This is a genomic window from Bradyrhizobium sp. NAS96.2 (assembly GCF_001908235.1).
Taxonomy (GTDB): Bacteria; Pseudomonadota; Alphaproteobacteria; order Rhizobiales; family Xanthobacteraceae; genus Bradyrhizobium.
Window position 1 is genome coordinate 1 of sequence record NZ_LGHK01000156.1, and the last position, 22,336, is coordinate 22,336.

General features: G+C 65.1%; 23 protein-coding genes and 2 pseudogenes. 17 read left to right on the forward strand and 8 right to left on the reverse strand.

The window, feature by feature from the left end; all coding sequences use genetic code 11:
- Positions 1–210: 210 nt before the first annotated feature.
- From AC628_RS29285 to AC628_RS29295, 3 genes are read right to left on the reverse strand one after another with little or no spacing between them, the layout of a single operon-like run.
- Entirely contained in the window at positions 211–456 is a 246-nt protein-coding gene (locus tag AC628_RS29285; RefSeq protein ID WP_074130233.1) for a hypothetical protein, read from the reverse strand.
- 31 nt (positions 457–487) lie between these two features.
- A complete protein-coding gene (locus AC628_RS29290) occupies positions 488–1,606 on the reverse strand; it encodes a M48 family metallopeptidase (RefSeq protein ID WP_074130234.1) in 1,119 nt (372 codons plus the stop codon).
- 4 nt (positions 1,607–1,610) lie between these two features.
- Positions 1,611–2,759 (reverse strand): DUF898 family protein, encoded by a 1,149-nt coding sequence (locus AC628_RS29295; protein WP_143201869.1) that lies wholly within the window; start codon positions 2,757–2,759, stop codon positions 1,611–1,613.
- Between the two features lie 307 nt (positions 2,760–3,066).
- Here AC628_RS29295 and AC628_RS29300 point away from each other — a divergent pair, with 307 nt between their 5' ends.
- The 4 genes from AC628_RS29300 (at position 3,067) to AC628_RS29315 (ending at position 8,340) form a co-directional block, all read left to right on the forward strand.
- The gene (locus AC628_RS29300; protein WP_074130236.1) at positions 3,067–3,441 is read left to right on the forward strand and encodes a hypothetical protein; all 375 of its coding nucleotides are present in this window, start codon (positions 3,067–3,069) and stop codon (positions 3,439–3,441) included.
- A gap of 241 nt (positions 3,442–3,682) precedes the next feature.
- Entirely contained in the window at positions 3,683–4,954 is a 1,272-nt protein-coding gene (locus AC628_RS29305) for a cytochrome P450 (protein WP_074130237.1), read from the forward strand.
- A 197-nt stretch (positions 4,955–5,151) separates the two neighbouring features.
- On the forward strand, positions 5,152–6,426 hold the full coding sequence (locus tag AC628_RS29310) for a cytochrome P450 (RefSeq protein ID WP_074130238.1): 1,275 nt from the start codon (positions 5,152–5,154) through the stop codon (positions 6,424–6,426).
- 72 nt (positions 6,427–6,498) lie between these two features.
- On the forward strand, positions 6,499–8,340 hold the full coding sequence (locus AC628_RS29315) for a class I SAM-dependent methyltransferase (protein ID WP_245321386.1): 1,842 nt from the start codon (positions 6,499–6,501) through the stop codon (positions 8,338–8,340).
- A gap of 10 nt (positions 8,341–8,350) precedes the next feature.
- On the opposite strand, the gene AC628_RS29320 is transcribed toward AC628_RS29315, so the two are convergent.
- Entirely contained in the window at positions 8,351–8,860 is a 510-nt protein-coding gene (locus AC628_RS29320; protein WP_074130239.1) for a MarR family winged helix-turn-helix transcriptional regulator, read from the reverse strand.
- Positions 8,861–8,968: 108 nt separating this feature from the next.
- On the opposite strand from AC628_RS29320, the gene AC628_RS29325 reads away from it, so the two are divergent.
- From AC628_RS29325 to AC628_RS29340, 4 genes are all read left to right on the forward strand, one after another.
- On the forward strand, positions 8,969–9,868 hold the full coding sequence (locus tag AC628_RS29325) for an alpha/beta fold hydrolase (protein WP_074130240.1): 900 nt from the start codon (positions 8,969–8,971) through the stop codon (positions 9,866–9,868).
- A 67-nt stretch (positions 9,869–9,935) separates the two neighbouring features.
- Positions 9,936–10,739 carry an isocitrate lyase/PEP mutase family protein gene (locus tag AC628_RS29330; RefSeq protein WP_074130241.1) on the forward strand — a complete coding sequence of 268 codons (804 nt, stop codon included), beginning with the start codon at positions 9,936–9,938 and terminating at the stop codon, positions 10,737–10,739.
- A gap of 232 nt (positions 10,740–10,971) precedes the next feature.
- Positions 10,972–11,532: a thiamine pyrophosphate-binding protein gene (locus AC628_RS29335; protein WP_143201868.1), complete on the forward strand. Its 561-nt coding sequence runs from the start codon at positions 10,972–10,974 to the stop codon at positions 11,530–11,532.
- A complete protein-coding gene (locus AC628_RS29340; RefSeq protein WP_074130242.1) occupies positions 11,532–12,125 on the forward strand; it encodes a thiamine pyrophosphate-dependent enzyme in 594 nt (197 codons plus the stop codon). Before AC628_RS29335 ends, AC628_RS29340 begins: the two co-directional genes overlap by 1 nt.
- Positions 12,126–12,249: 124 nt before the next feature.
- Here AC628_RS29340 and AC628_RS29345 read toward each other — a convergent pair whose 3' ends face one another.
- Complete coding sequence (locus tag AC628_RS29345) at positions 12,250–13,173, reverse strand: LysR family transcriptional regulator (RefSeq protein ID WP_074130243.1); 924 nt, start codon at positions 13,171–13,173, stop codon at positions 12,250–12,252.
- A 167-nt stretch (positions 13,174–13,340) separates the two neighbouring features.
- Between AC628_RS29345 and AC628_RS29350 the strand changes: the two genes are divergently transcribed.
- The 5 genes from AC628_RS29350 to AC628_RS29370 all read left to right on the forward strand — a co-directional run bounded on the left by AC628_RS29350 (position 13,341) and on the right by AC628_RS29370 (position 17,919).
- Entirely contained in the window at positions 13,341–14,510 is a 1,170-nt protein-coding gene (locus AC628_RS29350) for an acyl-CoA dehydrogenase family protein (RefSeq protein WP_074130244.1), read from the forward strand.
- A 12-nt stretch (positions 14,511–14,522) separates the two neighbouring features.
- Positions 14,523–15,623 (forward strand): CaiB/BaiF CoA transferase family protein, encoded by a 1,101-nt coding sequence (locus AC628_RS29355; RefSeq protein ID WP_074130245.1) that lies wholly within the window; start codon positions 14,523–14,525, stop codon positions 15,621–15,623.
- Between the two features lie 27 nt (positions 15,624–15,650).
- Positions 15,651–16,505 (forward strand): HTD2 family dehydratase, encoded by an 855-nt coding sequence (locus AC628_RS29360; protein WP_074130246.1) that lies wholly within the window; start codon positions 15,651–15,653, stop codon positions 16,503–16,505.
- A 103-nt stretch (positions 16,506–16,608) separates the two neighbouring features.
- Positions 16,609–17,661, forward strand: coding sequence for a histidinol-phosphate transaminase (gene hisC / locus AC628_RS29365; RefSeq protein WP_074130253.1), 1,053 nt, complete (start codon positions 16,609–16,611; stop codon positions 17,659–17,661).
- A 66-nt stretch (positions 17,662–17,727) separates the two neighbouring features.
- A complete protein-coding gene (locus tag AC628_RS29370; protein WP_074130254.1) occupies positions 17,728–17,919 on the forward strand; it encodes a hypothetical protein in 192 nt (63 codons plus the stop codon).
- An 18-nt stretch (positions 17,920–17,937) separates the two neighbouring features.
- Here AC628_RS29370 and AC628_RS29375 read toward each other — a convergent pair whose 3' ends face one another.
- The 3 genes and pseudogenes from AC628_RS29375 to AC628_RS29385 form a co-directional block, all read right to left on the reverse strand.
- Positions 17,938–18,231, reverse strand: coding sequence for a putative quinol monooxygenase (locus AC628_RS29375; RefSeq protein WP_074130247.1), 294 nt, complete (start codon positions 18,229–18,231; stop codon positions 17,938–17,940).
- Between the two features lie 43 nt (positions 18,232–18,274).
- Positions 18,275–18,855, reverse strand: a pseudogene (locus AC628_RS29380) (epoxide hydrolase N-terminal domain-containing protein); the annotation flags it as partial.
- A 108-nt stretch (positions 18,856–18,963) separates the two neighbouring features.
- The gene (locus tag AC628_RS29385; RefSeq protein WP_074130255.1) at positions 18,964–19,569 is read right to left on the reverse strand and encodes a VOC family protein; all 606 of its coding nucleotides are present in this window, start codon (positions 19,567–19,569) and stop codon (positions 18,964–18,966) included.
- Positions 19,570–19,683: 114 nt separating this feature from the next.
- Here AC628_RS29385 and AC628_RS29390 point away from each other — a divergent pair, with 114 nt between their 5' ends.
- The 4 genes and pseudogenes from AC628_RS29390 to mdlC all read left to right on the forward strand — a co-directional run.
- A complete protein-coding gene (locus tag AC628_RS29390) occupies positions 19,684–20,190 on the forward strand; it encodes a winged helix-turn-helix transcriptional regulator (protein WP_074130248.1) in 507 nt (168 codons plus the stop codon).
- Positions 20,191–20,302: 112 nt separating this feature from the next.
- Entirely contained in the window at positions 20,303–20,686 is a 384-nt protein-coding gene (locus AC628_RS29395) for a tautomerase family protein (RefSeq protein WP_074130249.1), read from the forward strand.
- Between the two features lie 162 nt (positions 20,687–20,848).
- A pseudogene (locus tag AC628_RS29400) lies at positions 20,849–21,028 on the forward strand (subclass B3 metallo-beta-lactamase); the annotation flags it as partial.
- Between the two features lie 255 nt (positions 21,029–21,283).
- A partial coding sequence (mdlC, locus tag AC628_RS29405; RefSeq protein WP_074130250.1) for a benzoylformate decarboxylase occupies positions 21,284–22,336 on the forward strand: 1,053 nt, incomplete at its 3' end.

Here is a 22,336-nt window from a genome sequence, read left to right on the forward strand (position 1 = left end):
CTCCTCCACAGCACTGCTCTCCCTGAAAGGCATCGTCCGATCCTCCCTCGAATCAGACGAAGCTTTGCCTGTCAGGAATCAACCCGGTCTAAAACGTCAGGACTCAGCCCGGTTCGTACCGGAGAGAGCCCCCCACCCCGAGCCCTCCCCCGCAAGCGGGAGAGGGAGCGTACCGCCTGCACGGCTGCTATCAACTTGTCTCATCGCGCTTTAGTCGCCGCCCCATCGCCAGCGCGGCGGCTCGCCCTTCCACCAGCACACGGCGGTGAGCAAGGCGCTCAGCACGACAACATAGGCGACGAAGCGAACGGGAGAGTGCGGGAGGACCAGCACGCCGCCGACGGCGACCAGCGCCACAAAGCCAGCGAGGACCGCCCAGCCCTGCCAGTTGTTCGGCGGTCCCCAGCCCCAGCCGTAGCGCTTGGCGGGAAACCAGTATCTGTCGTCACGCTGCATGGGATTGCTCCAGCGTCGAAATCCCCTCGCCTCACGTCTTGCCCGATCCGCAAACACCCTTCAGCGCCTGCCATTCGGCGGCCGACAGCAGTGGCTTGCCGATCGTCAGAGTGTCGGCGTCGGCCTTGCCCATGCGTTCGAGGCGATCCTCGGTCAGCGGATGGCTGGCGACGAGCGAGAGCCCCTTGCCGCCTTCCTTGCCGGTGACGCGGAACATCAGTTCGCCCATCGGCTTCGCCGGGCGGCCGAGCTTGTGCATGGTCTCGATCGCAAACGTGTCGGCGTTGGTCTCGGCGTCGCGCGAATAGGACGACGTCACCAGTGAGCGCGAGGCGAAGATCAGCGCGCCGGAGCCGGTGATGTCGCCGAACAACAGCCCGATCAGGAACGAGGTGCCGCCATTGTGGATCAGCTCGCGCATGCTGTCGCGGTGCCGGAGATGGCCGAGCTCATGCGCCAGGACGCCGGCGATCTCGTCGGGGCTCTCGGCCTTCTCCAGCAGCCCGTCGAAAAGATAGACCTTGCCGCCGGGCAGCGCGAAGGCGTTCGGCACCGGCGTTGCCAGCACGCCCGACTGCACCGAATTGTCGAGGCCCGCGGTTTCCCGCAGCTTGCCGATCAGATTCTCGAACGCCGCTTGTCCGGCCGCGTTGCTGCACGGCTTGCCGTCGAACACCACCATGACCTGCGCTTCCGCGACATCGCCGAGGCGACGCTCGAAGGAATCGGGCACCAGCGGCGTCAGCCGTTCTGCGGCGAGCGGCACGCCGAACAGCACCACCAGCACGATCGACACCGCGGCAGCGAGCGACCAGCCGACGATGCCCGCGACGCCCTTGCGGTTCGGCAGGTCCTGCTCGAGCTTGTCGCAGCGCGCGACCAGCGCGGCGATCAGCTGCGCGTCGCGGATCTCGAGCCGCGCCAACGCCGGCGCCGTCAGGCAGCTCAGCCGCAGCAGGCCGGACGGGCTGTCGGCACGGCGGATGTCGGCAAACGCCCAGCGCGCGAGCAGCTCGCCGTCTTCCCTGATCTCCAGCGCATCGGACAGTCTGAGCGCGACGGCGCGCCGGCGGCTCGATGCGCCGTCGAAGAACACCGCGCGAGGGACCGGCGACGCCGCGGAATTGGCCTGGTCGAGATCGGATTCCATGAGGCTAGAATCCCGCGACGTCGAGGCCGTCGGCAAAGCCTTCGCCGAGCGCATTGGCGAGATCGCCGCGCGCGGTGACGTTGGCGGCGGCTCCGATGTTGTGCACGATGGTCGTCGACAGCACCCGGACCCAGAGATCGCGCATCAGATAGACCCGCATCACAACGTTCATCGCGAGCGCAAGGGCGAGATAGCCGATACCGAGCATGACCATCAGCGGAATGCTCTTGGCGAACGCCTCGGTCTTGAAGAAGGTCTCGATCGAGGAGCCGTCGATGCTGGCCGCCAGGAAGATGCAGAGCACGAGATAGGCCATGAACACGGTGCCGAGCAGCATGGCCCAGCCGATCACCTTCCAGTACAGCCCGATCAGCGCGCTGCGCCGCATGGTGGATTCCAGCCTGACCTCGCCGAAACGGATGCCCGACAGCCACCAGCGCCACTCGATCGCCTTGAACGCGGCATAGGCGAACGGTCCGAAGATCGTGACCATCGCGAACGGCATCAGGAGCCAGAGCCACCAGCCGCGCTTGAAGAATTCCCAGCCGCGGCCCTCGAACGAGCCCTGCAGATCGCCGTAATAGGAGTGCCGCATCTTGTAGCGTTCGAGCGCCGCCTCGCGCCACGGCAGCGCAAGGCCGAACGTGATCACGACCAGGAAGCCCCATAGCGAGGCCTTCAGCGCATAGATCCAGCCCGAGCCGCTCATCCAGAAACGGACGCCGCGCCACACCGTGCGGGTCAGGCGATAGCGCCGCGCGCGATAGATCGCGAACTGGCCGAACAGATAGAAGAAGGCGACCAGCGGCAGCGAGGCGAACGCCTTGAGATGCTCGGCCTCGATGCCGATCAGGAAATAGCCGAGATAGATCGGCACCAGGATCGCCAGCGCGACCAGAAAGCCGATCAGGAGCTCCTTGCCGCGGCCGGTATATTCCGCCCCGTCGCCGTCGATCAGGGTGTTCGACCACAGGTGACGGCGGATGTCGGTGGTGAGCCAGAACCGGTAGAAGCCGACCGTGACGAGCTCGAGCCCGGCGCCGCGCGCGACCAGGCGGAAGAACTCCTTCCGGCTGCCTGAAAACGCCACCGGCATCGGCGGCGGAACCGGTTGCGGCAGCGGCGGCGGTGGCCCCGGCGGGGTCCAGCTCATGTCGTTCACGGAACAGCTCCAGGACGGGACAATCTCTGCGCATCAAAAGCACAGGTTTGTCGCTGCGAGTGTGATCCAGGTTTCACACGGGGTCGAGAGCCGGGGGCGGTTTTTGGCCGGGCGCGGTTGGCTATGCCTTAACGGGACTGCCGGAAACGGCGCAGTCTTTCCTGCTTGTATCGCCCCGTCGGAGCAGGATGGCCGCGCCGCATTGCCGGTCGAGCGCGAGCTTCGAACCCAGGGCGGCAATTGCATGACTTACGAATCAGGCGATGAAGAACGCGCCGCCGCGAGCGAGGGATGAGCGATGAACAAGTGGATCTTGTCGGCATGGATTTTGGCGCTCGCGGTAGCTCCCGCTGCGGCCGCCGATATACGCCTCGACTCCTACCGCAATCCGAAGGGCGAGAACTATCGCATCTTCAATTATATGTACCTGGACGGCGCACGGGGCGGCATGATGGCGTCCAATGCGTGGCTCAAACGCCATGGCGGCCAAATGCTGTTCTGCATGCCAGGCGACCTCGCACTGACCACCGAGCAGACCGAAGAGATCATGCTCAAGTCAGCCGAGAAGCGGGCAGCGAAGGGCGATGTGGCGATTGCGTCGTTGCTGCTGTGGGGCATGCAGGACACCTACCCCTGCGAAAAGCCCGGCGGCGAAAAACCCGCCAGCCAATAGCCGCCCCCGCACCGATCGCACGACACCATCAGATCAAATCAAACGGCGTTTCAAACGGGCATGGTCGCCGCCATGCCGCTCCGCCACCGCGAAAGGCCCGGATTCGGCCGCTTTGGCCGGCTACCAATGCGGCCAAATGCGCGTTGAGGCCCCTTGCACAAACCGCGGAATGAGAATGTAATTCGGTAAAACATGGCACGCCGGCGATGCCCCGGCTGCTGCAACGGTTGAGGAGCCGCCCATGCACGGGACCATCGATCTCGTCGACACCACACATCTGGACGCCGCACGCGAACGCGCCAACACGCTTGCGCTGTCGGACTACGATCCCGGCCATCCCGAGCTGTTCAAGACCGATACCTTCTGGCCGTATTTCGACCGGCTGCGCCGCGAGGATCCGGTGCATTATTGCAAAGACTCGATGTTCGGTCCGTACTGGTCGATCACCCGCTACAACGACATCATGGACATCGAGACCAACCATTCGGTGTTCTCCTCGGCCGCCTCGCTCGGCGGCATCACCATCCGCGACGTGCCGCCGGATCTGCGCCGCGAGAGCTTCATCGCGATGGACCAGCCGCGCCACTCGGCGCAGCGCAAGACCGTGGCGCCGATGTTCACGCCGACGCATCTCGACGAGCTCGCCATCAACATCCGCAAGCGCTCGACCGAGTGCCTCGACAATTTGCCGCGCGGCGAGGTGTTCGACTGGGTCGACAAGGTCTCGATCGAGCTGACGACGCAGATGCTTGCGGTGCTGTTCGACTTCCCCTGGGAGGACCGCCGCAAGCTGACCCGCTGGTCCGACGTCGCGACCACCCTGCCCGGCGCCGGCGGCCTGGTCGCCACCGAGGACGAGCGGCAGGCCGAGCTGATGGAATGCGCCGGTTATTTCGCGCGGCTCTGGAAGGAGCGCTCTGGCCAGCCGCCGAAGAGCGATCTGCTCTCGATGATGGCGCACAGCGACGCCACGCGGAACATGGATCCGAAGAACTTCCTCGGCAATCTGATCCTGTTGATCGTCGGCGGCAACGACACCACGCGCAACACGCTGTCCGGCAGCATCTACGCGCTCAGCAAGCATCCGGAGCAGTACCGCAAGCTCAAGGAGAATCCCGTGCTGATCGACAGTTTCGTGCCCGAGGTGATCCGCTGGCAGACCCCGCTCGCCCATATGCGGCGCACCGCGCTCGCCGACTTCGAATTCCGTGGCCGCCAGATCAAGAAGGGCGACAAGGTCGTGATGTGGTACGTCTCGGGCAACCGCGACGAGGAGGCGATCGAGAAGCCCTACGAGTTCCTGATCGACCGCGCCCGGCCGCGCACCCACATCTCGTTCGGCTTCGGCATCCACCGCTGCGTCGGCCTGCGGCTCGCCGAGCTGCAGCTCAAGATCATCTGGGAGGAAATCCTCAAGCGCTTCGACACGATCGAGGTGGTCGAGGAGCCGCAGCGGGTGTATTCCAGCTTCATCAAGGGCTACGAGACGCTGCCCGTGCGCATTGCCGCCTGACGCATGGCGAAATGAAATTGAAGTACGACCACGACGGGACTGTGCTCCCTCTCCCGCTTGCGGGGGAGGGCTGGGGTGGGGGTGCCACCGCAGAAACAGTCTCTGAGTGGAGAAAGCCCCCACCCGCCGCGCTCTTCGAGCGCAGCGACCTCCCCCGCAAGCGGGAGAGGTAAGAACCGCCGCCGGAGCCAATGAAGATGAACGTCCAGACCGCCATCCGTGCCGACCGGGCCGAGCTGCTGCGCCAGGCGCGCGAGGAAGCCTATGCGACGCCATTGAAGGATTTCCATCCCGGCGCGCCGCGGCTATTCCAGAACGACACGCTGTGGCCGTGGTTCGAGCGGCTGCGCAAGGAAGAGCCGGTGCATTACTGCACCAATGCGCCGATCGAGCCGTATTGGTCTGTGGTGAAATACAACGACATCATGCATGTCGACACCAGCCACGGCATCTTCTCCTCGGATTCCACGCTCGGAGGCATCTCGATCCGCGACGTGCCACCCGGCTACGACTATCCGAGCTTCATCGCAATGGACCAGCCGAAGCACGCCCATCAGCGCAAGACCGTCTCGCCGATGTTCACGCCGACCCATCTCGACGAGTTGGCGAAGCTGATCCGTCAGCGCTCGGCCAGCGTGCTCGACAATCTGCCGCGCAACGAGACCTTCAATTTCGTCGAGCGCGTCTCGATCGAACTGACCACCCAGATGCTGGCGACGCTGTTCGACTTCCCCTGGGAGGAGCGGCGCAAGCTGACGCGCTGGTCCGACGTCTCCACCGCGCTGCCGAAGAGCGGCATCGTCGACTCGCCGGAACAGCGCCGCCAGGAGATGGACGAGTGCTACGCCTATTTCTCGAAGCTCTGGAATGAGCGTGTCAACTCGGCCCCGCGCAACGATCTGCTGTCGATGATGGCGCATAGCGACGCCACGCGGCACATGGATCCCGACAATCTGATGGGCAACATCATCCTGCTGATCGTCGGCGGCAACGACACCACGCGCAACACCATGAGCGGCTCGGTGCTGGCGCTGCACGAGCATCCCGACCAGTTCAGGAAGCTGAAGGAGAACCCTGACCTGATCGACACCATGGTGCCGGAGGTGATCCGCTGGCAGACGCCGCTGGCGCATATGCGGCGCACCGCGCTTGTCGACACCGAGATCGGCGGCAAGACGATCAGGAAGGGCGACCGCGTCGTGATGTGGTACGTCTCCGGCAATCGCGACGACGAGGTGATCGACCGCCCCGACGAGTTCATCATCGATCGCGCCCGGCCGCGCATCCATCTGTCGTTCGGCTTCGGCATCCACCGCTGCGTCGGCATGCGGCTTGCCGAACTGCAGCTCAAGATCGTCTGGCAGGAGATGCTGAAGCGCTTCGACCGCATCGAGGTGGTCGGCGAGCCGAAGCGCGTCTATTCCAGCTTCGTCCGCGGCATCGAGAACCTGCCGGTTCGGATCCCGGGCTGAATAATCCTTGGCTGCAATTGCGATCGGCCCTATGTCTTGCCGCGTCTTGCAGCTTGGGCCAGTTGACGAACCATGAACCGAAAAGAACGGCGCGCAGCCGGTAAGCAGCGGGACGCGTCCGGCAAGAGCGCACCTGGCTTCGGCTCGGCGGGTGTTGGCATTGCCGACCTCGCCGCCGAGGCAAGCCGCTTCTACGGGATGCGCCGCTTCAACGAGGCGCAGCAAATCTGCCGGGACATTCTTGCGCGCGAGCCTGCCCACGTGCAGAGCCTGAATCTTCTCGGCCTGATGGCGCAGGCCGCCGGCGACCACCGGGCCGCCGTGAAGACCTTCGCTAAGGCGATTGCCGCCGACGACGTGAATGCCGCCTGCCACTACAATGCCGGCAATTCATACCAGGCACTGGGCAATCGCGGCAAAGCCGCCGCGCATTTCAGCAAGGCACTTGCGCTCGGCATGGACGCGAAGGCCGTCGGCTTCATCCTGCAGAGCCCAACCGTCACCCGCTATGTCGGGCGGATTGCCGGCAAGTGGCCGCTAGCGGTGACGAACGTCGAATTGTTCGGCACCGAAGGCCTGGCCCCGCTTGCCGGCGACCTGTTCCTGCGCTGCGCGATGGAAGCGACGACGCTGGCGAGCATGCAGCTCGAAGTGCTGCTCGGACATGCGCGGGCAGAGCTGCTGCGGCTCGCGAGCGAGCAGGAGCAGCATGAAGCCGACGATGATATCGTCGGCTTTGCATGCGCGCTGGCCCGGCAATGCTTCATCAACGAATATGTCCATGCACAGACCGAGGTGGAAGCCGAACGTGCCGGCGCACTGCGCGAACGATTGCTGCAGGACCTGGAATCCGGCGCCGCGATCACGCCGCTCACGTTGGCCGTGGTCGCGGCTTACTTCCCGCTTCATGTCCTGCCGGCGGCGGACGCGCTGCTGCGTCGGGATTGGCCTGCGGCCACAACCGGCCTGTTGCGGGTGCAGCTTCGCGAACCGCGCGAAGAGATGGCAGAGCGCCGCGCCATTGCAACGCTCACCCCGATCAAGAACGACGTATCGGTCGAGGTGATGCGCCAGTACGAGGAAAATCCCTATCCGCGCTGGACCGTGAACCCGCTGACGGCATTCGTCGCCGATCGGACGCGGGGAAAGACGGTCGCGACCGCGGAACAGCAAGCCGAACGGGATATCCTGATCGCCGGTTGCGGCACCGGCTCGCACGCGATCCAGATCGCGCAGGTCTATCCGAACGCACGCCTGCTCGCGATCGACATCAGCATGACCAGCCTCGCCTATGCGCGCCGCAAGACGCGCGAGCTCGGCTTGCGCAGCATCGACTATGCACAGGCGGACATCCTGGAGTTGGGCTCGATCGGCCGCAGCTTCGACAGCATCGAGTCGGTCGGCGTGCTGCATCACCTTGCCGAGCCTTTTGCCGGCTGGCGCGTGCTGGTCTCGCTGCTGCGGCCGGGCGGCACGATGCGCATCGGCCTGTATAGCGACCTGGCGCGCCGCGTCATTGTGGAAGCGCGCGCCCGCATCGCAGCGCGCAACTATCGCGCCACCGCCGACGACATCCGGCGGTGCCGGCAGGAGATTTTCCGCGAGGCCGAGCAGTGGAGACCGCTGATCGGCGCCAAGGATTTCTACAGCATGAGCGGCTGTCGCGACCTGCTGTTCAACGTCATGGAGCACCGCCTCACCATTCCGGAGATCGCGGCATTCCTGAACGAGCATGGCCTGTCGTTCGGGGGTTTCGAGCCGTTCGACGATCCGGCGGTGCTGGAAAAATTCCGCAAGCAGTTTGCGAGCGCGGCCGACGAGACCGATCTGGAGCAGTGGCACCGCTTCGAGGTCGATCACCCCGAGACGTTCTGGGACATGTACGTGTTCACGGCGCAGAAGAACGTGCGCTGACGGCAATGTGCTAGCGAGCGTGCTGGCCCTTGCTCGTCGGCAGCGGGCAATTGATGCAAACCCGGTCGTCGCACATCCGGCAGATCGTGAAGCGATCCATCTCGGAGGTATCCTGCCTTGCCAGCAATTCGCGGATCAGCGTTGCGAGCTGCTTCCGTTCGGCCGACGACAACACATCCAGCAGCGACGTGACGGCCGAAATCCGCGACGCCAGCAGCTCGTTCCGTGACGCCACCCCCGACGGCGTCAGGTGCAGGGCGACCTCGCGGCCGTCCTTGCCGGCCCGGCGCTCGACCAGCCGGTCCGACACCAGGCGATCGACCAGGCGGACCGTTCCGGAATGCGACAAGCCGAGGATCCGCCTCAGCTTGTCGTTGGTCATGCCCTGGCCATAGCCGATGACGATGAGCGCCGCGGGCGTCTCGCCGCCGCGGCCGACGACTTCGCGCGCGCCGTGCTCGATCCGATCCATGACGGCGAGCGACAGCGCGCCCAGCAGATTGGCGATTCCGTTTTCCATGCCGTCAACAATATGTGCGCTGCGCACAAAAAACAACTTGACCAGATATGTGCGCTGCGCACATATTTAATCGGGAGAGCGACAACGACCATAAAATGGAGAGCGGCAATGACGACCCGAAGCAGCGCACTGGCAACGCCTGAGACCGCAGGCGGCGAACCCGCCCTGAACTACGTGCAGGCCAACGGCGTGCGGTTTGCCTATCTCGAACAGGGCAGCGGACCGCTGGTCATGTTCATGCACGGCTTTCCCGACAACGCCTGGTCGTATCGCAGGCAACTGCAGGCGTTCGCGGATGCCGGGTATCGGGCGGTCGCGCCGTTCCTGCGCGGCTATGCGCCGACCGAGATTCCGGCCGACGGCATCTTCGATCCGATCGCACTGGGCCAGGACCTCGAAGCGCTGATCGAGGCGCTGAGCGACGACGGACAGGCTTGCGTCGTCGGCATGGATTGGGGCGGCACATCGACCTTCCAGGCGCTGGCCACGGCGCCGTCGGCGATCAAGGCCGCGGTGGTCATGAATACCGCGCACCCGATCACAATCCCGAGCCTCAGGAGCGATCCCGATGCCGTTCGATCGGTCTTCCACGTCTATTTCTTTACGGTGCCCGGCGCTCACTCGGCGGTCAACATCGAGGGACTTCCCTTCGTCGACTACCTTTGGAAGCTGTGGTCGCCAACCCTGGAGAACGACGAGCATCTCCGCTCGGTCAAGCAGACGCTCAGCTCTCCCGGCACCATGAAGGCGGCGCTGAAATACTACAACGGCCTGGTCGATGCAGGAGTTGCGGGCCGGCTGCCGATCAACGACATGCATACGCCGACGCTGACGATCTATGGCGGCAACGATCCGACAGTGCGGTATTCGATGATGGAAGAGCCGCTCTTCAAGGGGCCACATCAGCGCGTTGTCTTGCCCGATGTCGGGCACTTCCCGCACCTCGAGCGTGAGGCCGAGGTCACCGGTCTGATCATGGACTGGTTCACGACGCACGCCGCCGCCTGAGCAGGCGCGCCGCAATCAGCGGCTACGCCAACCAAGCGTTTTTCACATTTGAAAAGGAGTGCGCGCAATGGACGCCACGACACAGCAACACCACGCCGAAACGTTTCGCGGTCTGCACAAGCAGGGCGACCCGCTCGTCCTGTTCAACGCCTGGGACGTCGCCACCGCCAAGGCCATCGCGAAGAGCTCGCCTGCGGTCGCGACCAGCAGCGGCGCGGTCGCATCCGCGCTCGGCTATGCCGACGGAGAAAATGCCCCGCTCGACATGGTGGAAGGTCTGGTCGCGCGGATGACCGCCGCCGTCCCGGTTCCGGTATCGATCGATCTGGAGGCGGGATATGGCGACACGCCGGGGGCCGCCGCGCATTCGGTGGCGAGGATCCTGAAGGCCGGCGCGATCGGCATCAATCTCGAGGACGGGCTTGTTGGCGGAAAGCGGCAGCTCGTCGATCCCGCGCAGCATGCCGCGAAGATCACGGCCATACGGAGTGCCGCGCAAAAACTCGGAATTGATCTCTTCATCAATGCGCGAACGGACCCGTTTCTGCTGAAGTTCGGCTCGCCGGAGCAATGCCTGGATGAGGCGGCACGGCGCGCGCAGGTCTATGCCGATGCCGGCGCCGATGGAATTTTCGTGCCTGGACTGACCAACCTCGCGCTGATCGAGAGGTTCGTGCAACTGACGCCGCTACCGGTCAACATCATGGTGACGCAGGGCGTTCCCGACATCGGCGATCTCGCCCGCGCCGGTGTGCGTAGGATCAGCCTCGGGCCCTGGCCCATGATGGCGGCGATGCGCGTCATCGGACAGGCCGCTGCAGCGGTCGCGGCCAGCAAGCAATACGGCACGTTTCTGCAGCCGAATGCTTGAATTCGCAGATCGCCGGCCGCGCTGCTTCCTCGTCATTGCGAGGAGCGAAGCGACGAAGCAATCCACCTTTCCACGCATGAGGGACGATGGATTGCTTCGCTTCGCTCGCAATGACGGGGTATACAATTCCGGTATAGCTGCGCGAAACAGATGTGAAGGGAGTTAAACCTCCCCGCGCGCTAAAGGCTATCGGTGTGAGGACCGCGCCACTGCGCGTCCCCTAGCCGAGGCCATGATGGACCAGATTGCCGTTCACCAGGACAGCGCGACCAGCACGGACTGGCCGGTTGCGATCTATCGCACGCTGAAGAGCTTTGGCGTGGCGCAGGTGTGCTACGTCCCCGACGCCGGACATACCAAGCTGATCAAGCTGTCGCACGCCGATGCCGACATCAAGACCACGGTGCTGACCACCGAGGAGGAAGGCGTGGCGCTGGCCGCCGGCGCCTGGCTCGGCGGCGACCGCGCGGTGCTGTTGATGCAATCGAGCGGCGTCGGCAATTGCGTCAACATGCTGTCGCTGATGGCGAGCTGCCGCTTCCCGCTGCTGACCTTGGTGACGATGCGCGGCGAATGGGCCGAGTTCAATCCCTGGCAGATCCCGATGGGCCGGGCGACGCCGCAGGCCTTCGAGATTATGGGCACGACAGTGCTGCGGCTGGAGAACCCCGACGACGCCGAGGAAGTGATCTCGGCCGCCGCCTCGCTCGCCTATGACGGCGACCAGCAGGTCGCGGTCCTGATCTCGCAGCGGATGATCGGCCGCAAGAAGTGGACCAAGGAGACGCACTGATGTCCATCACACCTGGTACCCTCGATCGCCGCGCTGCCGTGAAGGCGCTGCTTGCCGACCGCGGCGACCTGCTCGTAATCTCCGGGCTTGGCTCTTCCTCTTACGACGTGTTCGATGCCGGCGAGCATCCCGGCAATTTCTATCTCTGGGGCGCGATGGGCGGCGCCGCGATGGTCGGGCTCGGGCTTGCGCTGGCACAGCCGAAGCGTCCGGTGCTGGTGGTCACCGGCGACGGCGAGCAGCTGATGGGGATCGGCAGCCTCTTGACCATCGCCACCAAGCAGCCCGGCAATCTCTCGATCGCGGTGCTCGACAACGGCCGTTTCGGCGAGACCGGCATGCAGCTCAGCCATTCTGGCCTCGGCGCGAAGCTCGAGGTGATCGCGAGCGGCGCAGGCATCGGCAGTGTCTCTGATATCGCCGACATGGCCGGCATCGAGAGTTTCCGCAACAGCCTGCGCGATCTGGCCGGCGGCCCACGGCTCGCGCGCATTCGCATCGCCGCCAGCGAAGTCGAGCGCGCGCTGCCGCCGCGCGACGGCACCTATCTGAAGAACCGCTTCCGCGGCCATCTCGGCTTCAAGGTCAGCTGAGCACCTGAATGCAACGACGTCATTGCGAGCGAAGCGAAGCAATCCATCGCGCGGCATGTGCGGACGCATGGATTGCTTCGTCGCTATCGCTCCTCGCAATGACGGGGATAGAGCTAAAACGCACTCAGGCGAGCTGGATATCCCAGAGCCCCTCGGCGCGGCACGCGGCGACCTCGTCGCGCAGCAATTTTGCGATCAGCGTGATGGCATTGGAGCCGGGATGCTCGACCGGCGAGGCCAGGGTCAGCTCGCGCCGCGGCGCGGGACGTGCGATCGGCGTGGTCTCGAGCCGGCCCTCCGCGACCTCGCCGCGCACCGAGGATGGCGGCAGCATGGTGTATCCGAGCCCCTCCTCGACCAAACTCGTCAGCACCCGGAACGAATCCGCCTCCAGCTTGACGTCGAGCGTGACCTTCTTCTTCGCCGCCGCATGCTCGATCATGGCGCGGAGCCCGTGCGAATGACTGGGCAGCACCAGGCGCTGGCGCAGCAGCCAGCCGATATCGACCTGCTTCCTCTGCTTCAGCCCGCTGCCGCGCGGGCCGACCGCGACGATCGAGTCGCGGCCGAGGCTCTGCACCGCCAGATGCAGATCGACCGACGGGCCGTAGATCACCGCAAGGTCCATCTCGCCGCGATGCAGCCACTCGATCAGATGGCCGCTGTAGCTTTCGACGATGCAGAGCGAGATGCCGGGATAACGCTCCACCGTGCGCCGCGCCAGCCGCGCCGAGATCACGCAGCTCACCGTCGGCACCAGCCCGAGCACGACGCGCCCGGACGGCGCACCGCCGGCGGACTGGATGTCATCGCGGATCTGGTCGATTTGCCGCACGATACCGCCGGTGCGCGCCAGCAGCAGCCGGCCGGCATCGGTCAGCACCATGCCGCGGCCATTGCGCGTGAACAATTCGGTGCGCAGCTCGTGCTCCAGGAGCTTGATCTGCCGGCTCAGCGCCGGCTGCGCGACCCGCAAGGTATCGGATGCCTTGCTCAGACTCCCGAGTTCCGCGACGCACGCAAAGGTCCTAAGCTGGCGGAAATCCATACTTGCCAATCCTGGAAGGCAGGTTCATACGCTATAACAAAACAGCATAGGGAGTTTACCGGGGCCCCACAACAGCGGGCGTTTTCCTCACGCGAATTGGCTTCCAGTTCGCTCGAAAATGCTCTGGTGCAACCTCTCGGCAAAGCAGAACGCGACAAGACGAAACAATGACCGCACACGAACAACACACCGACGACCACTCCGACATCCGCGACGCGGTGGCAAAACTCTGCGCGCAGTTTCCCGGCGAATACTGGCGCAAGCTCGATCGCCAGATGGCCTATCCGAAGGAATTCGTCGATGCGCTGACGGAAGCCGGCTATCTCTCGGTGCTGATCCCCGAGGAATATGGCGGTGCCGGCCTGAAGCTGTCGGCGGCGGCGGCGATCCTGGAAGAGATCCAGCGCGCCGGCTGCAACGGCGGCGGCTGCCACGCCCAGATGTACACGATGGGCACCGTGCTGCGGCACGGCAACGACGCGCAGAAGGCCAAGTACCTGCCGAAGGTCGCGACCGGCGAGCTGCGGCTGCAGGCGTTCGGCGTCACCGAGCCGACCAGCGGCACCGATACCTCGTCGCTGAAGACCTTCGCGCGCCGCGAGGGCGACCATTACGTCGTCAACGGCCAGAAGATCTGGACCAGCCGCGCGGAATATTCCGACCTGATGATCCTGCTCGCACGCACCACGCCGAAGGAGCAATCGAAGAAGCGCACGGATGGACTCTCGGTGTTCATCGTCGACATGCGCGAGGCGAAGGGCAAGGGGCTGGAGATCCGCCCGATCCGCACCATGATGAACCACGCCACGACGGAAGTGTTCTTCACCGACATGAAGGTACCGGCGGAGAACCTGATCGGCGAGGAAGGCAAGGGCTTCCGCTACATCCTCTCCGGCATGAATGCCGAGCGCATCCTGATCGCGGCCGAATGTGTCGGCGATGCGAAGTGGTTCATCGCCAAGGCCACCAACTACGCCAAGGAGCGCAGCGTGTTCGGCCGTCCGATCGGCCAGAATCAGGGCATCCAGTTTCCGATCGCCAAGGCCTACGCCTCGATGCGCGCCGCCGAATTGATGGTGAAGGAAGCCACCCGCAAATACGAGGCCGGGCTCGACTGCGGCGCCGAGGCCAACATGGCCAAGATGCTGGCGGCGGACGCCTCCTGGGAAGCGGCGAACGCCTGCGTGCAGACCCATGGCGGCTTCGGCTTCGCCGAGGAATACGACGTCGAGCGCAAGTTCCGCGAGACCCGGCTCTACCAGGTGGCGCCGATCTCGACCAATCTGATCCTCTCCTTCGTCGCCGAGCATGTGCTCGGCATGCCCCGCTCCTACTGAGTTCTTAAGATCATGCTGCCGCTTGAGGGATTGACCGTCATCGCCGTCGAACAGGCGGTTGCTGCACCGTTCTGCTCGTCACGCCTCGCCGACGCCGGCGCCCATGTCATCAAGATCGAGCGCCCCGAGGGCGACTTCGCCCGCGGCTACGACGCCGCGGCGAAAGGCCAGAGCAGCTATTTCGTTTGGCTCAACCGCGGCAAGGATTCCGCGGTGGTCGACCTCGCCACCAAGGAAGGCCGCGCGCAGCTCGAAGCGCTGATCGCGGGCGCCGACGTGCTGTTGCAGAACCTCAAGCCGGGCTCGATGGACAAGCTCGGCTTCTCGCGCGAGCGGCTGCGCAAGGACTATCCGAAGCTGATCATGTGCACGATCACGGGCTATGGCGACACCGGCCCCTATGCCGACCGCAAGGCCTATGACCTGCTGATCCAGGCCGACAGCGGCCTTGCCTCGATCACCGGCGGACCCGAGGGCGCCTCGCGCGTCGGCATGTCGATCGTCGACGTCGCGACCGGCGCCACCGCGCATGCGTCAATTCTCGAAGCGCTGATCGGCCGCGGCCGCACCGGAGAGGGCGCCGACATCCGGATCTCGATGTTCGACGTGATGGCCGACTGGCTCACCGTGCCGCTGCTCAATGCCGAAGACGGCAAGTCGCCCAAACGCATCGGCCTCGCCCATCCCTCGATCGCGCCCTACGGCGTGTTCCGCTCGAAGGACGGCAAGGAGATCCTGATCTCGGTCCAGAGCGAGCGCGAGTGGAAGGCGCTGTGCGCCAAGGTGCTGGGCCAGCCTGGCTTGCCCGACGATCCGCGCTTTGCCAACATGGTCGAGCGAGTGCGCAATCGCGCCGTAACCGACCAGATCGTCAGCGACAGCTTTGGCAGACTGACGCGCGAGGATTTGCTGGCCAAGCTTGTCGAGGCCGACATCGCCTTTGCCGAGGTCAACAGCATGGACGACCTCGCCAAGCATCCGCATCTGCGCCGCATCGAGGTCGACACGCCGAACGGCAAGGTCAGCTATCCGGCGCCGGGCGCGATCGTGATCGGCGAGGACAGGCACTACGGCAAGGTGCCGGCGATCGGCGAGCGCATCAAACGTTCTTGAAATCCCTCCTGCTCGGGCAACACAGTCATGACCGACAAACTCGACCTCGATCATCTCCGCCAATGGATCGGCAAGACCACGGAAGCCTCCGACGTCGTCACCAAATATCTCGTCATGGGGCTGCGCGCGACGCTGTTCCAGGAGATCGGCGAGCCGAAGGCCGGCGATGCCGCGCCGTGGACGACGCATTGGTGCCTGGCGCAGCCGGTGTTTCCGATGTCGCAGCTCGGCCCTGACGGCCACCCGACCCGCGGCGGCTTCCTGCCGCCGGTGCCGCTGCCGCGCCGGATGTGGGCCGGCGGCGAGCTCGAATTTTTCGATGCCCTGCGCATCGGCGACGAAGCCACGCGCACCTCCAGGATTGCCGACGTTACGGTGAAATCGGGCTCGACCGGCACGCTGTGCTTCGTCTCGGTCAACCACGAGGTGACGACCCCGCGCGGGCTTGCGGTCCGCGAGCGGCAGGACATCGTCTATCGCGAGATGACGACGACGCAGTCCGCAGCGCCGGCCAAGGCGCCGCCGCCTCCCCCGGTCGCGCAGCATCGCGAGAGCCACGTCTCCGATCCCGTGCTCTTGTTCCGCTATTCGGCGCTGACCTTCAACGGCCACCGCATCCATTACGATCGCGACTACGTCACCAAGATCGAGGGCTATCCGGGGCTGATCTTCCACGGCCCGCTGCAGGCCTCCTTCATCGTCGAACTCGCCGCCAGGCTGCGCGGGGGCAAGCCGCCGAAGAAGCTGTCCTATCGCGGCGTGCAGCCGCTGTTCGAGGGCAGCGAGTTCTCGGTCAATGCCAACGACAAGGACGGCGGCATGGAGCTGTGGACCGCGAACGCCGAGGGCCAGCCGACCATGAAGGGCACGGCGAGCTGGTAGGGCGCGGGCACGACGCCGATCAGAATGCGAGGAAATCACGAGGCGCTTTCATCAGCGCCTCGTATTCCGTATTGTGATCGCATTCATCCCTGGATCGCAGATCATGAGTCGCTTCTGGAGTTCGGTCGTCCACAATCTGTCGCCCTATGTGCCCGGCGAGCAGCCCAAGATCGACGGCCTCATCAAGCTCAATACCAACGAGAATCCCTACCCGCCGTCGCCGCGCGCGCTGGCGGCGATCGCTGCGACCGCGGATCGCCTGCGGCTCTATCCGGATCCGCGCGCGACCGCCCTGCGCGAGGCGATCGCGACGCGCTACGGCGTCACGTCAGACGAGGTATTCGTCGGCAACGGCTCGGACGAGGTGCTGGCCCACACCTTCCCGGCGCTGCTGAAGCACGACGCGCCGCTGCTGTTCCCCGACATCACCTACAGCTTCTATCCGGTCTATTGCCGCCTCTATGGCGCGCGATACGAACAGGTGCCGCTCGACGCCGCGATGCGGATCGATCTCGCTGATTACCGGCGGCCGGGCAGCGCCATCCTGCTGTGCAATCCGAACGCGCCGACCGGCATCGCACTGCCGCGTGCCGCGATCGAGGCGCTGGTCGTCGAGCATCCCGACCGTCTCGTGGTGGTCGACGAGGCCTATGTCGACTTCGGCGCCGAGAGCGCGGTGCCGCTGGTCCCCGATCACGACAATCTTCTGGTGATCCAGACGCTGTCCAAGTCGCGCGCGCTGGCGGGGTTGCGGGTCGGCTTCGCCATCGGCCAGCGTCCGCTGATCGAGGCGCTGGAACGCGTCAAGGATAGCTTCAACTCCTATCCGCTGGACTGCTTCGCGATCGCGGGGGCGGTCGCCGCGATCGAGGACGACGGGTGGTTTGACGAGACCCGTCAACGCATCATCAGCAGTCGCGAAGCGCTGGTCCGCGGCCTCACCGAGCTCGGCTTCGAGGTGCTGCCGTCGCTTGCGAACTTCGTGTTCGCGCGTCATCCCGGCCATCCCGGCGCGGATCTCGCCGCAAAGCTGCGCGCGCGCGGCGTCCTGGTGCGGCATTTCCAGAAGCCGCGGATCGAGGATTTCCTGCGCATCACGGTCGGCACGGACGATGAGTGCGGCCGCCTGATCGACCTGTTGCGTCAGATCGTCTGAACCCGTTTCGGCCGCCGCTGGAACCGAATGACGGCCTGCGCGTTCCCCGCCCTGACGGAGGACGCCATGCTTAGAGACGAACAGGTCGCGGTTCTCTGCGACATTGCCCAATCCATTGCCTTTGCCGGTGACGCGCAAGGCGAAGTCGACCGGCTCATCAAGGAGGGATACGTCGCCAAGGACGGTGACCTCTACGAGCTGACGCCCAAGGCCGAGAAGGTTCTGTCCGAGCGCGGCGCCAGCCTCAACCGGACATGACGCCGCTCGCAACGACACCTAGACGGCGGGCGTGCACCGCGTTGCGGCGATCTTGATGCCGAGCCCGGCGCTCTCCTCGCGGAACTGTGCGATCGATCGCGCATTGCGATGCACCTCGAACGCGGCGTCGTCCTGATAGACCTCGTAGATCAAGAGCTTCGACGCGTCCTCGCGCGGCACCAGGATGTCGAAGTGCAGCGTGCCCGGTTCATCTCTGAGCGACCGGGCGCCGTGCGCCGATACTAGCGACAAGACCTGGTCCCGCCTCTCCGGCGCGACCTCGACGGTGGCGATGAGTGCAAGTTTCGGCATGACGATGTTCTCCTCGAATCTCAGATCAGCTTGCGGAGCGGTCGAAACCCGGCATCGACGGGATCACGAGATGGAACGCATCCGATGCGCTGCCGCCATGCGCGGTCGGATTGGTCAGCGGGTCGATGATCTTCATCTGCTCGATCACCGAACCCGGCCAGCCATGCGTCACGATCAGAGGCAGTGCATTGTCGTGCTTTGAGCGAACGTGGATGAAGTGAATGTCGAGCCCGTCGATTTCGGTGATGACTGCGGCAGGGCGTTGAGCCGCGCCTCGACCTTGCGCCAGTCGTAATCGGTTTGCCAGTAGCGGACGAGATCGCGCAGCATCGCCTGCGGAACGCCCTGCGAGTCGTCGTTGACGGTCTCCTTGTCGGACCACCGGGTTGCCGCCAGGCGGCGGCGAAGGTCGACCAGGTCTTGCTCGGGAATATTGACGCGGAACGGGCGGATCGCATCATCAGCGGCCGCCGCAACGGGGCGCGTGCGAAACAGGCTGGCGGCACCGGCGGCGGCGAGGCCCAGCGCCGCGCCCGTGAGCAGCCTGCGTCTGTCCTGGTCGATGGCTTCCTGGTTCGGTTGGCTTACGGCAATTCCAATTGATGTCTTAGATGCCTTGGTCATTGCACTGGCTCCCCGGAATGAGAGGCCGCCGGCAAAGCCGCGTACACCTCGGTTGTCGTCAGAATGGATCGGCCGCGACGCGGCCGGTTGCACGCGTTGCAGTTTCGACTATTCGGGCAGCGGCTTGCCGGCCTGCTCGCGGACGATGTATTCGGCGTACCAGTCCGGCCAGTTCGCATCGTGTCCGCCGGTTCGCTTCTCGTGCTCGCCATGGGCCGCCGCTGCCCGGCGGAGCGCGGCGGCGAGATCCGCAGATGAATTGAAAGTCGTGCTGTTGCCGTCGACGCGCCCAGGCAGCCGTTGCGTGACCTGCTGCAGCAGCCAGACATTGCCGTCGGGATCGTTGAAGGTGGCGAGCGAGCCGTAGCTCGGGCGCTCCGGATCCGGTCCCTTGATGCGGCCTTCGGCGCCGCGGTGAAATACTTCGCTGACATCCGCGCCACGCGCGATCAGCTCGGCGCGCGCCGCCTCGATGTCGTTGACGATCAGGAAGCGCGGCAGCCCGGCTCCCGAGCCGAGATGGATCGAGGTCGGCGAACCCGGCGGCGTGAGCTGAACCGCACGCGAACCGTCGGGCCGGGCGAAGTCGGCATCGAGCCGCCAGCCGAGGTCCTGGTAAAAGCGCTTGGCGCGGTCGACGTCGGCGACGGGAATGACGACGACCTCGAGCTTCAAATCGACTTTGGCCGCTGCCGGCGCCTGTTCGGTGGTCATGGCTCGCTCCTTGGTGATGAAAACACAGGGCCCAAAGCGGCCCATTGCATTTGCGACGATGCCGGGCCATATTGCTATGAAATTCATAGTAACAAGCCAGATGAAGAAAACGTGATGGCGAAAATCAAGGACAACACGACTGACCAAACGCTGTGTCCGGTCGCTCGCGCCGAAACCGTCGTGGGCGACCGCTGGACTGTACTGGTTTTGCGCGAATTGTTCGCGCGCAGTCATCGCTTCGAGGAAATCCAGGCGCAGACCGGCGGCACGCCGCAGATGATCACCGCACGGCTGAAAAAGCTGGAAGCGGACGGCCTGGTGACGCGGCGCGTCTACAACAAACACCCGCTGCGCCACGAGTATCACCTCACCGAGAAAGGCGCGGCGTTCTTTCCGGTGCTGATGGCGCTGCGCGCCTGGGGCGAGACCTGGTGCAAATCACCAAAGGAGGGGCGCTCAATGAATTACACGCACCTCGTCTGCGGCAAGCCGGCCGGGCTCGGCCCGGTCTGCGAGTCCTGCGGCGAGCCGGTGCATCGCGAGGACATGGCCGGGGAACGGACGCCGAAATACCAAAGAGAACGCGACGCGCGATGGGAGGCCTTCAAGGCGGCCCGCTGAATTTTCCGACGCCGCCGGCGCAGGCAGACGACGCGAGAACATTCGCACCGTCGCAGCGTCTCGATCACACGGGGCTGATCCGGCCGAGCCCCCCACACCACAGGAGACCACCATGCCATTCGTTCGTATCGACCTGAAGCGCGGCAAGTCTGCCGAATACCGCAAGACCCTCGGCGAAATCGTCTACAGGGCGATGCGGGAGATCATCAACGTGCCGGAGAATGACAAGTTTCAGATCATCACCGAACATGATCGCGGTGACCTGAACTATGCCGACAACTATCTCGGCAACACCTACAGCGACGATCTCATCTTCATCCAGATCACCCTCAATGCCGGGCGTACGGTCGAGATGAAGAAGGCGTTCTACAAGCGGATCGCTGACGACCTTCTGAGCCAGCTGCAGGTACGCCCAGACGACGTCTTCATCAACCTCGTCGAGGTTGCCAAGGAAAACTGGTCGTTCGGCAACGGCATCGCCCAATACGCGAGCTGACCGCGGAAGGCATGCGCCGGACGGCGGGTCGCCTTGACCGGCGGCTTGCGGCCGGCGTTGCCAGCACGCATAGTGCGGCCCGTGCACGAACAATAACAGGCAGGGAGGCAACCATGAGGACGATCGCAGCCGCGCTGTGCGCGCTCGCGTTGATCGCAACCGGTGCTGCTCGGGCCGCATCCGGAGGTCTACGACATGCAGGCCAAGCGCGCACAAGTGAAGGACGGCGCGCCGAACCCGTTCGTCAAGCCGGGTGAGAACACCAGCTATGTGGCGGGGCTGGAGCAGGATTTCGACAAGCAGCTCGCCATGCAGACCGCCGCGCTGCAGAAGGCCAATTGAGGACTACAGCGAAAGGGGATCCCGTCATCCTGAGGAGCGCGCAGCGCGTCTCGAAGGATCGGCGGCCCCACTCGGGCCACGGCATCCTTCGAGGCTCGCTCCGCCCGCACCTCAGGATGACGTGGATTCAGCCGTTGCCACGGCAACCGGGCCGCGGCTTGACATCGTCAGGCAATCCATCGACAGGTGGATTGCCTTTCCGCTTTTGCCGCGCGCAATGACGGAACCAAACAAGACAGAAATGGGAGCCGCCCGATGTCGTCGCGCAAACCCGCCGCCAGCAAAGGCAAGACCGTCACCGTCAAGGACGCCACCTTCGGCCTGCTGCGCGCGTGGGGTATCAAGAAGGTGTTCGGCAATCCCGGCTCGACCGAGCTGCCGTTCCTGAGCGACTGGCCCGACGACATCGACTACGTGCTCGGCCTGCAGGAGGCCTCGGTCGTCGGCATGGCCGACGGCTATGCGCTGGCGACGCGTAATGCCGGCTTCGTCAATCTGCATTCGGCGGCCGGCGTCGGCAACGCGCTCGGCAACATCTACAACGCCTATCGCAACCAGACCCCGATGGTGATCACTACGGGCCAGCAAGCCCGCTCGATCATGCCGCTGCAGGCGTTCCTCTATGCCGAGCGTGCCTCCGAATTCCCGCGGCCCTACGTGAAATTCGCGGTCGAGCCGGCGCGCGCCGAGGACGTGCCCGCCGCGATCGCGCGCGCCTATTACGTCGCGATGCAGCCGCCCTGCGGGCCGACCTTCGTCTCAGTGCCGATCGACGACTGGGCCCACGCGACGCAGCCGCTCGACGCCCGCCAAGTCAGCCGCGAGGTCGGCCCCGATGCGGCCGCGATGCAGGCGCTGGTGGCCGCGCTCGGCGGGGCCAAGCGCCCTGCCCTCGTTGTCGGCCCGTCCGTCGATCGGGCCGAGGCGGTCGATCTCATGGTCAAGGTCGCCGAGAAGACGAAGGCCGCGGTGTGGGCGAGCCCGTTCTCGGCGCGCTGCTCGTTTCCCGAACGGCATCCGCAATTTGCCGGCTTCCTGCATGCCGCACCGGGGCAGCTCTCCGATGCGCTGCGCGAGCACGATCTTGTCGTCGTGATCGGCGCGCCGGTCTTCACCTTCCATGTCGAGGGCCATGCCGCGATCTTCGACGGCGCGACCACGATCTTCCAGATCACCGACGATCCCGACGCCGCCGCGATGACGCCGACCGGCCACAGCATCGTCGCGACCATGAAGCCGGCGCTGACGGCGCTGCTCGAGATGTTGCCCGAGACCAGGCGCACCGCACCGGCCGGCCGCATCCTGCCG

Excerpts from the sequence above, each read along its gene's own strand:
- AC628_RS29285 (WP_074130233.1), bottom strand. The coding sequence starts at position 456 with ATGCAGCGTGACGACAGATACTGGTTTCCCGCCAAGCGCTACGGCTGG.
- AC628_RS29290 (WP_074130234.1), bottom strand. The coding sequence starts at position 1,606 with ATGGAATCCGATCTCGACCAGGCCAATTCCGCGGCGTCGCCGGTCCCT.
- AC628_RS29295 (WP_143201869.1), bottom strand. The coding sequence starts at position 2,759 with ATGAGCTGGACCCCGCCGGGGCCACCGCCGCCGCTGCCGCAACCGGTT.
- AC628_RS29300 (WP_074130236.1), top strand. The coding sequence starts at position 3,067 with ATGAACAAGTGGATCTTGTCGGCATGGATTTTGGCGCTCGCGGTAGCT.
- AC628_RS29305 (WP_074130237.1), top strand. The coding sequence starts at position 3,683 with ATGCACGGGACCATCGATCTCGTCGACACCACACATCTGGACGCCGCA.
- AC628_RS29310 (WP_074130238.1), top strand. The coding sequence starts at position 5,152 with ATGAACGTCCAGACCGCCATCCGTGCCGACCGGGCCGAGCTGCTGCGC.
- AC628_RS29315 (WP_245321386.1), top strand. The coding sequence starts at position 6,499 with ATGAACCGAAAAGAACGGCGCGCAGCCGGTAAGCAGCGGGACGCGTCC.
- AC628_RS29320 (WP_074130239.1), bottom strand. The coding sequence starts at position 8,860 with ATGGAAAACGGAATCGCCAATCTGCTGGGCGCGCTGTCGCTCGCCGTC.
- AC628_RS29325 (WP_074130240.1), top strand. The coding sequence starts at position 8,969 with ATGACGACCCGAAGCAGCGCACTGGCAACGCCTGAGACCGCAGGCGGC.
- AC628_RS29330 (WP_074130241.1), top strand. The coding sequence starts at position 9,936 with ATGGACGCCACGACACAGCAACACCACGCCGAAACGTTTCGCGGTCTG.
- AC628_RS29335 (WP_143201868.1), top strand. The coding sequence starts at position 10,972 with ATGATGGACCAGATTGCCGTTCACCAGGACAGCGCGACCAGCACGGAC.
- AC628_RS29340 (WP_074130242.1), top strand. The coding sequence starts at position 11,532 with ATGTCCATCACACCTGGTACCCTCGATCGCCGCGCTGCCGTGAAGGCG.
- AC628_RS29345 (WP_074130243.1), bottom strand. The coding sequence starts at position 13,173 with ATGGATTTCCGCCAGCTTAGGACCTTTGCGTGCGTCGCGGAACTCGGG.
- AC628_RS29350 (WP_074130244.1), top strand. The coding sequence starts at position 13,341 with ATGACCGCACACGAACAACACACCGACGACCACTCCGACATCCGCGAC.
- AC628_RS29355 (WP_074130245.1), top strand. The coding sequence starts at position 14,523 with ATGCTGCCGCTTGAGGGATTGACCGTCATCGCCGTCGAACAGGCGGTT.
- AC628_RS29360 (WP_074130246.1), top strand. The coding sequence starts at position 15,651 with ATGACCGACAAACTCGACCTCGATCATCTCCGCCAATGGATCGGCAAG.
- hisC (WP_074130253.1), top strand. The coding sequence starts at position 16,609 with ATGAGTCGCTTCTGGAGTTCGGTCGTCCACAATCTGTCGCCCTATGTG.
- AC628_RS29370 (WP_074130254.1), top strand. The coding sequence starts at position 17,728 with ATGCTTAGAGACGAACAGGTCGCGGTTCTCTGCGACATTGCCCAATCC.
- AC628_RS29375 (WP_074130247.1), bottom strand. The coding sequence starts at position 18,231 with ATGCCGAAACTTGCACTCATCGCCACCGTCGAGGTCGCGCCGGAGAGG.
- AC628_RS29385 (WP_074130255.1), bottom strand. The coding sequence starts at position 19,569 with ATGACCACCGAACAGGCGCCGGCAGCGGCCAAAGTCGATTTGAAGCTC.
- AC628_RS29390 (WP_074130248.1), top strand. The coding sequence starts at position 19,684 with ATGGCGAAAATCAAGGACAACACGACTGACCAAACGCTGTGTCCGGTC.
- AC628_RS29395 (WP_074130249.1), top strand. The coding sequence starts at position 20,303 with ATGCCATTCGTTCGTATCGACCTGAAGCGCGGCAAGTCTGCCGAATAC.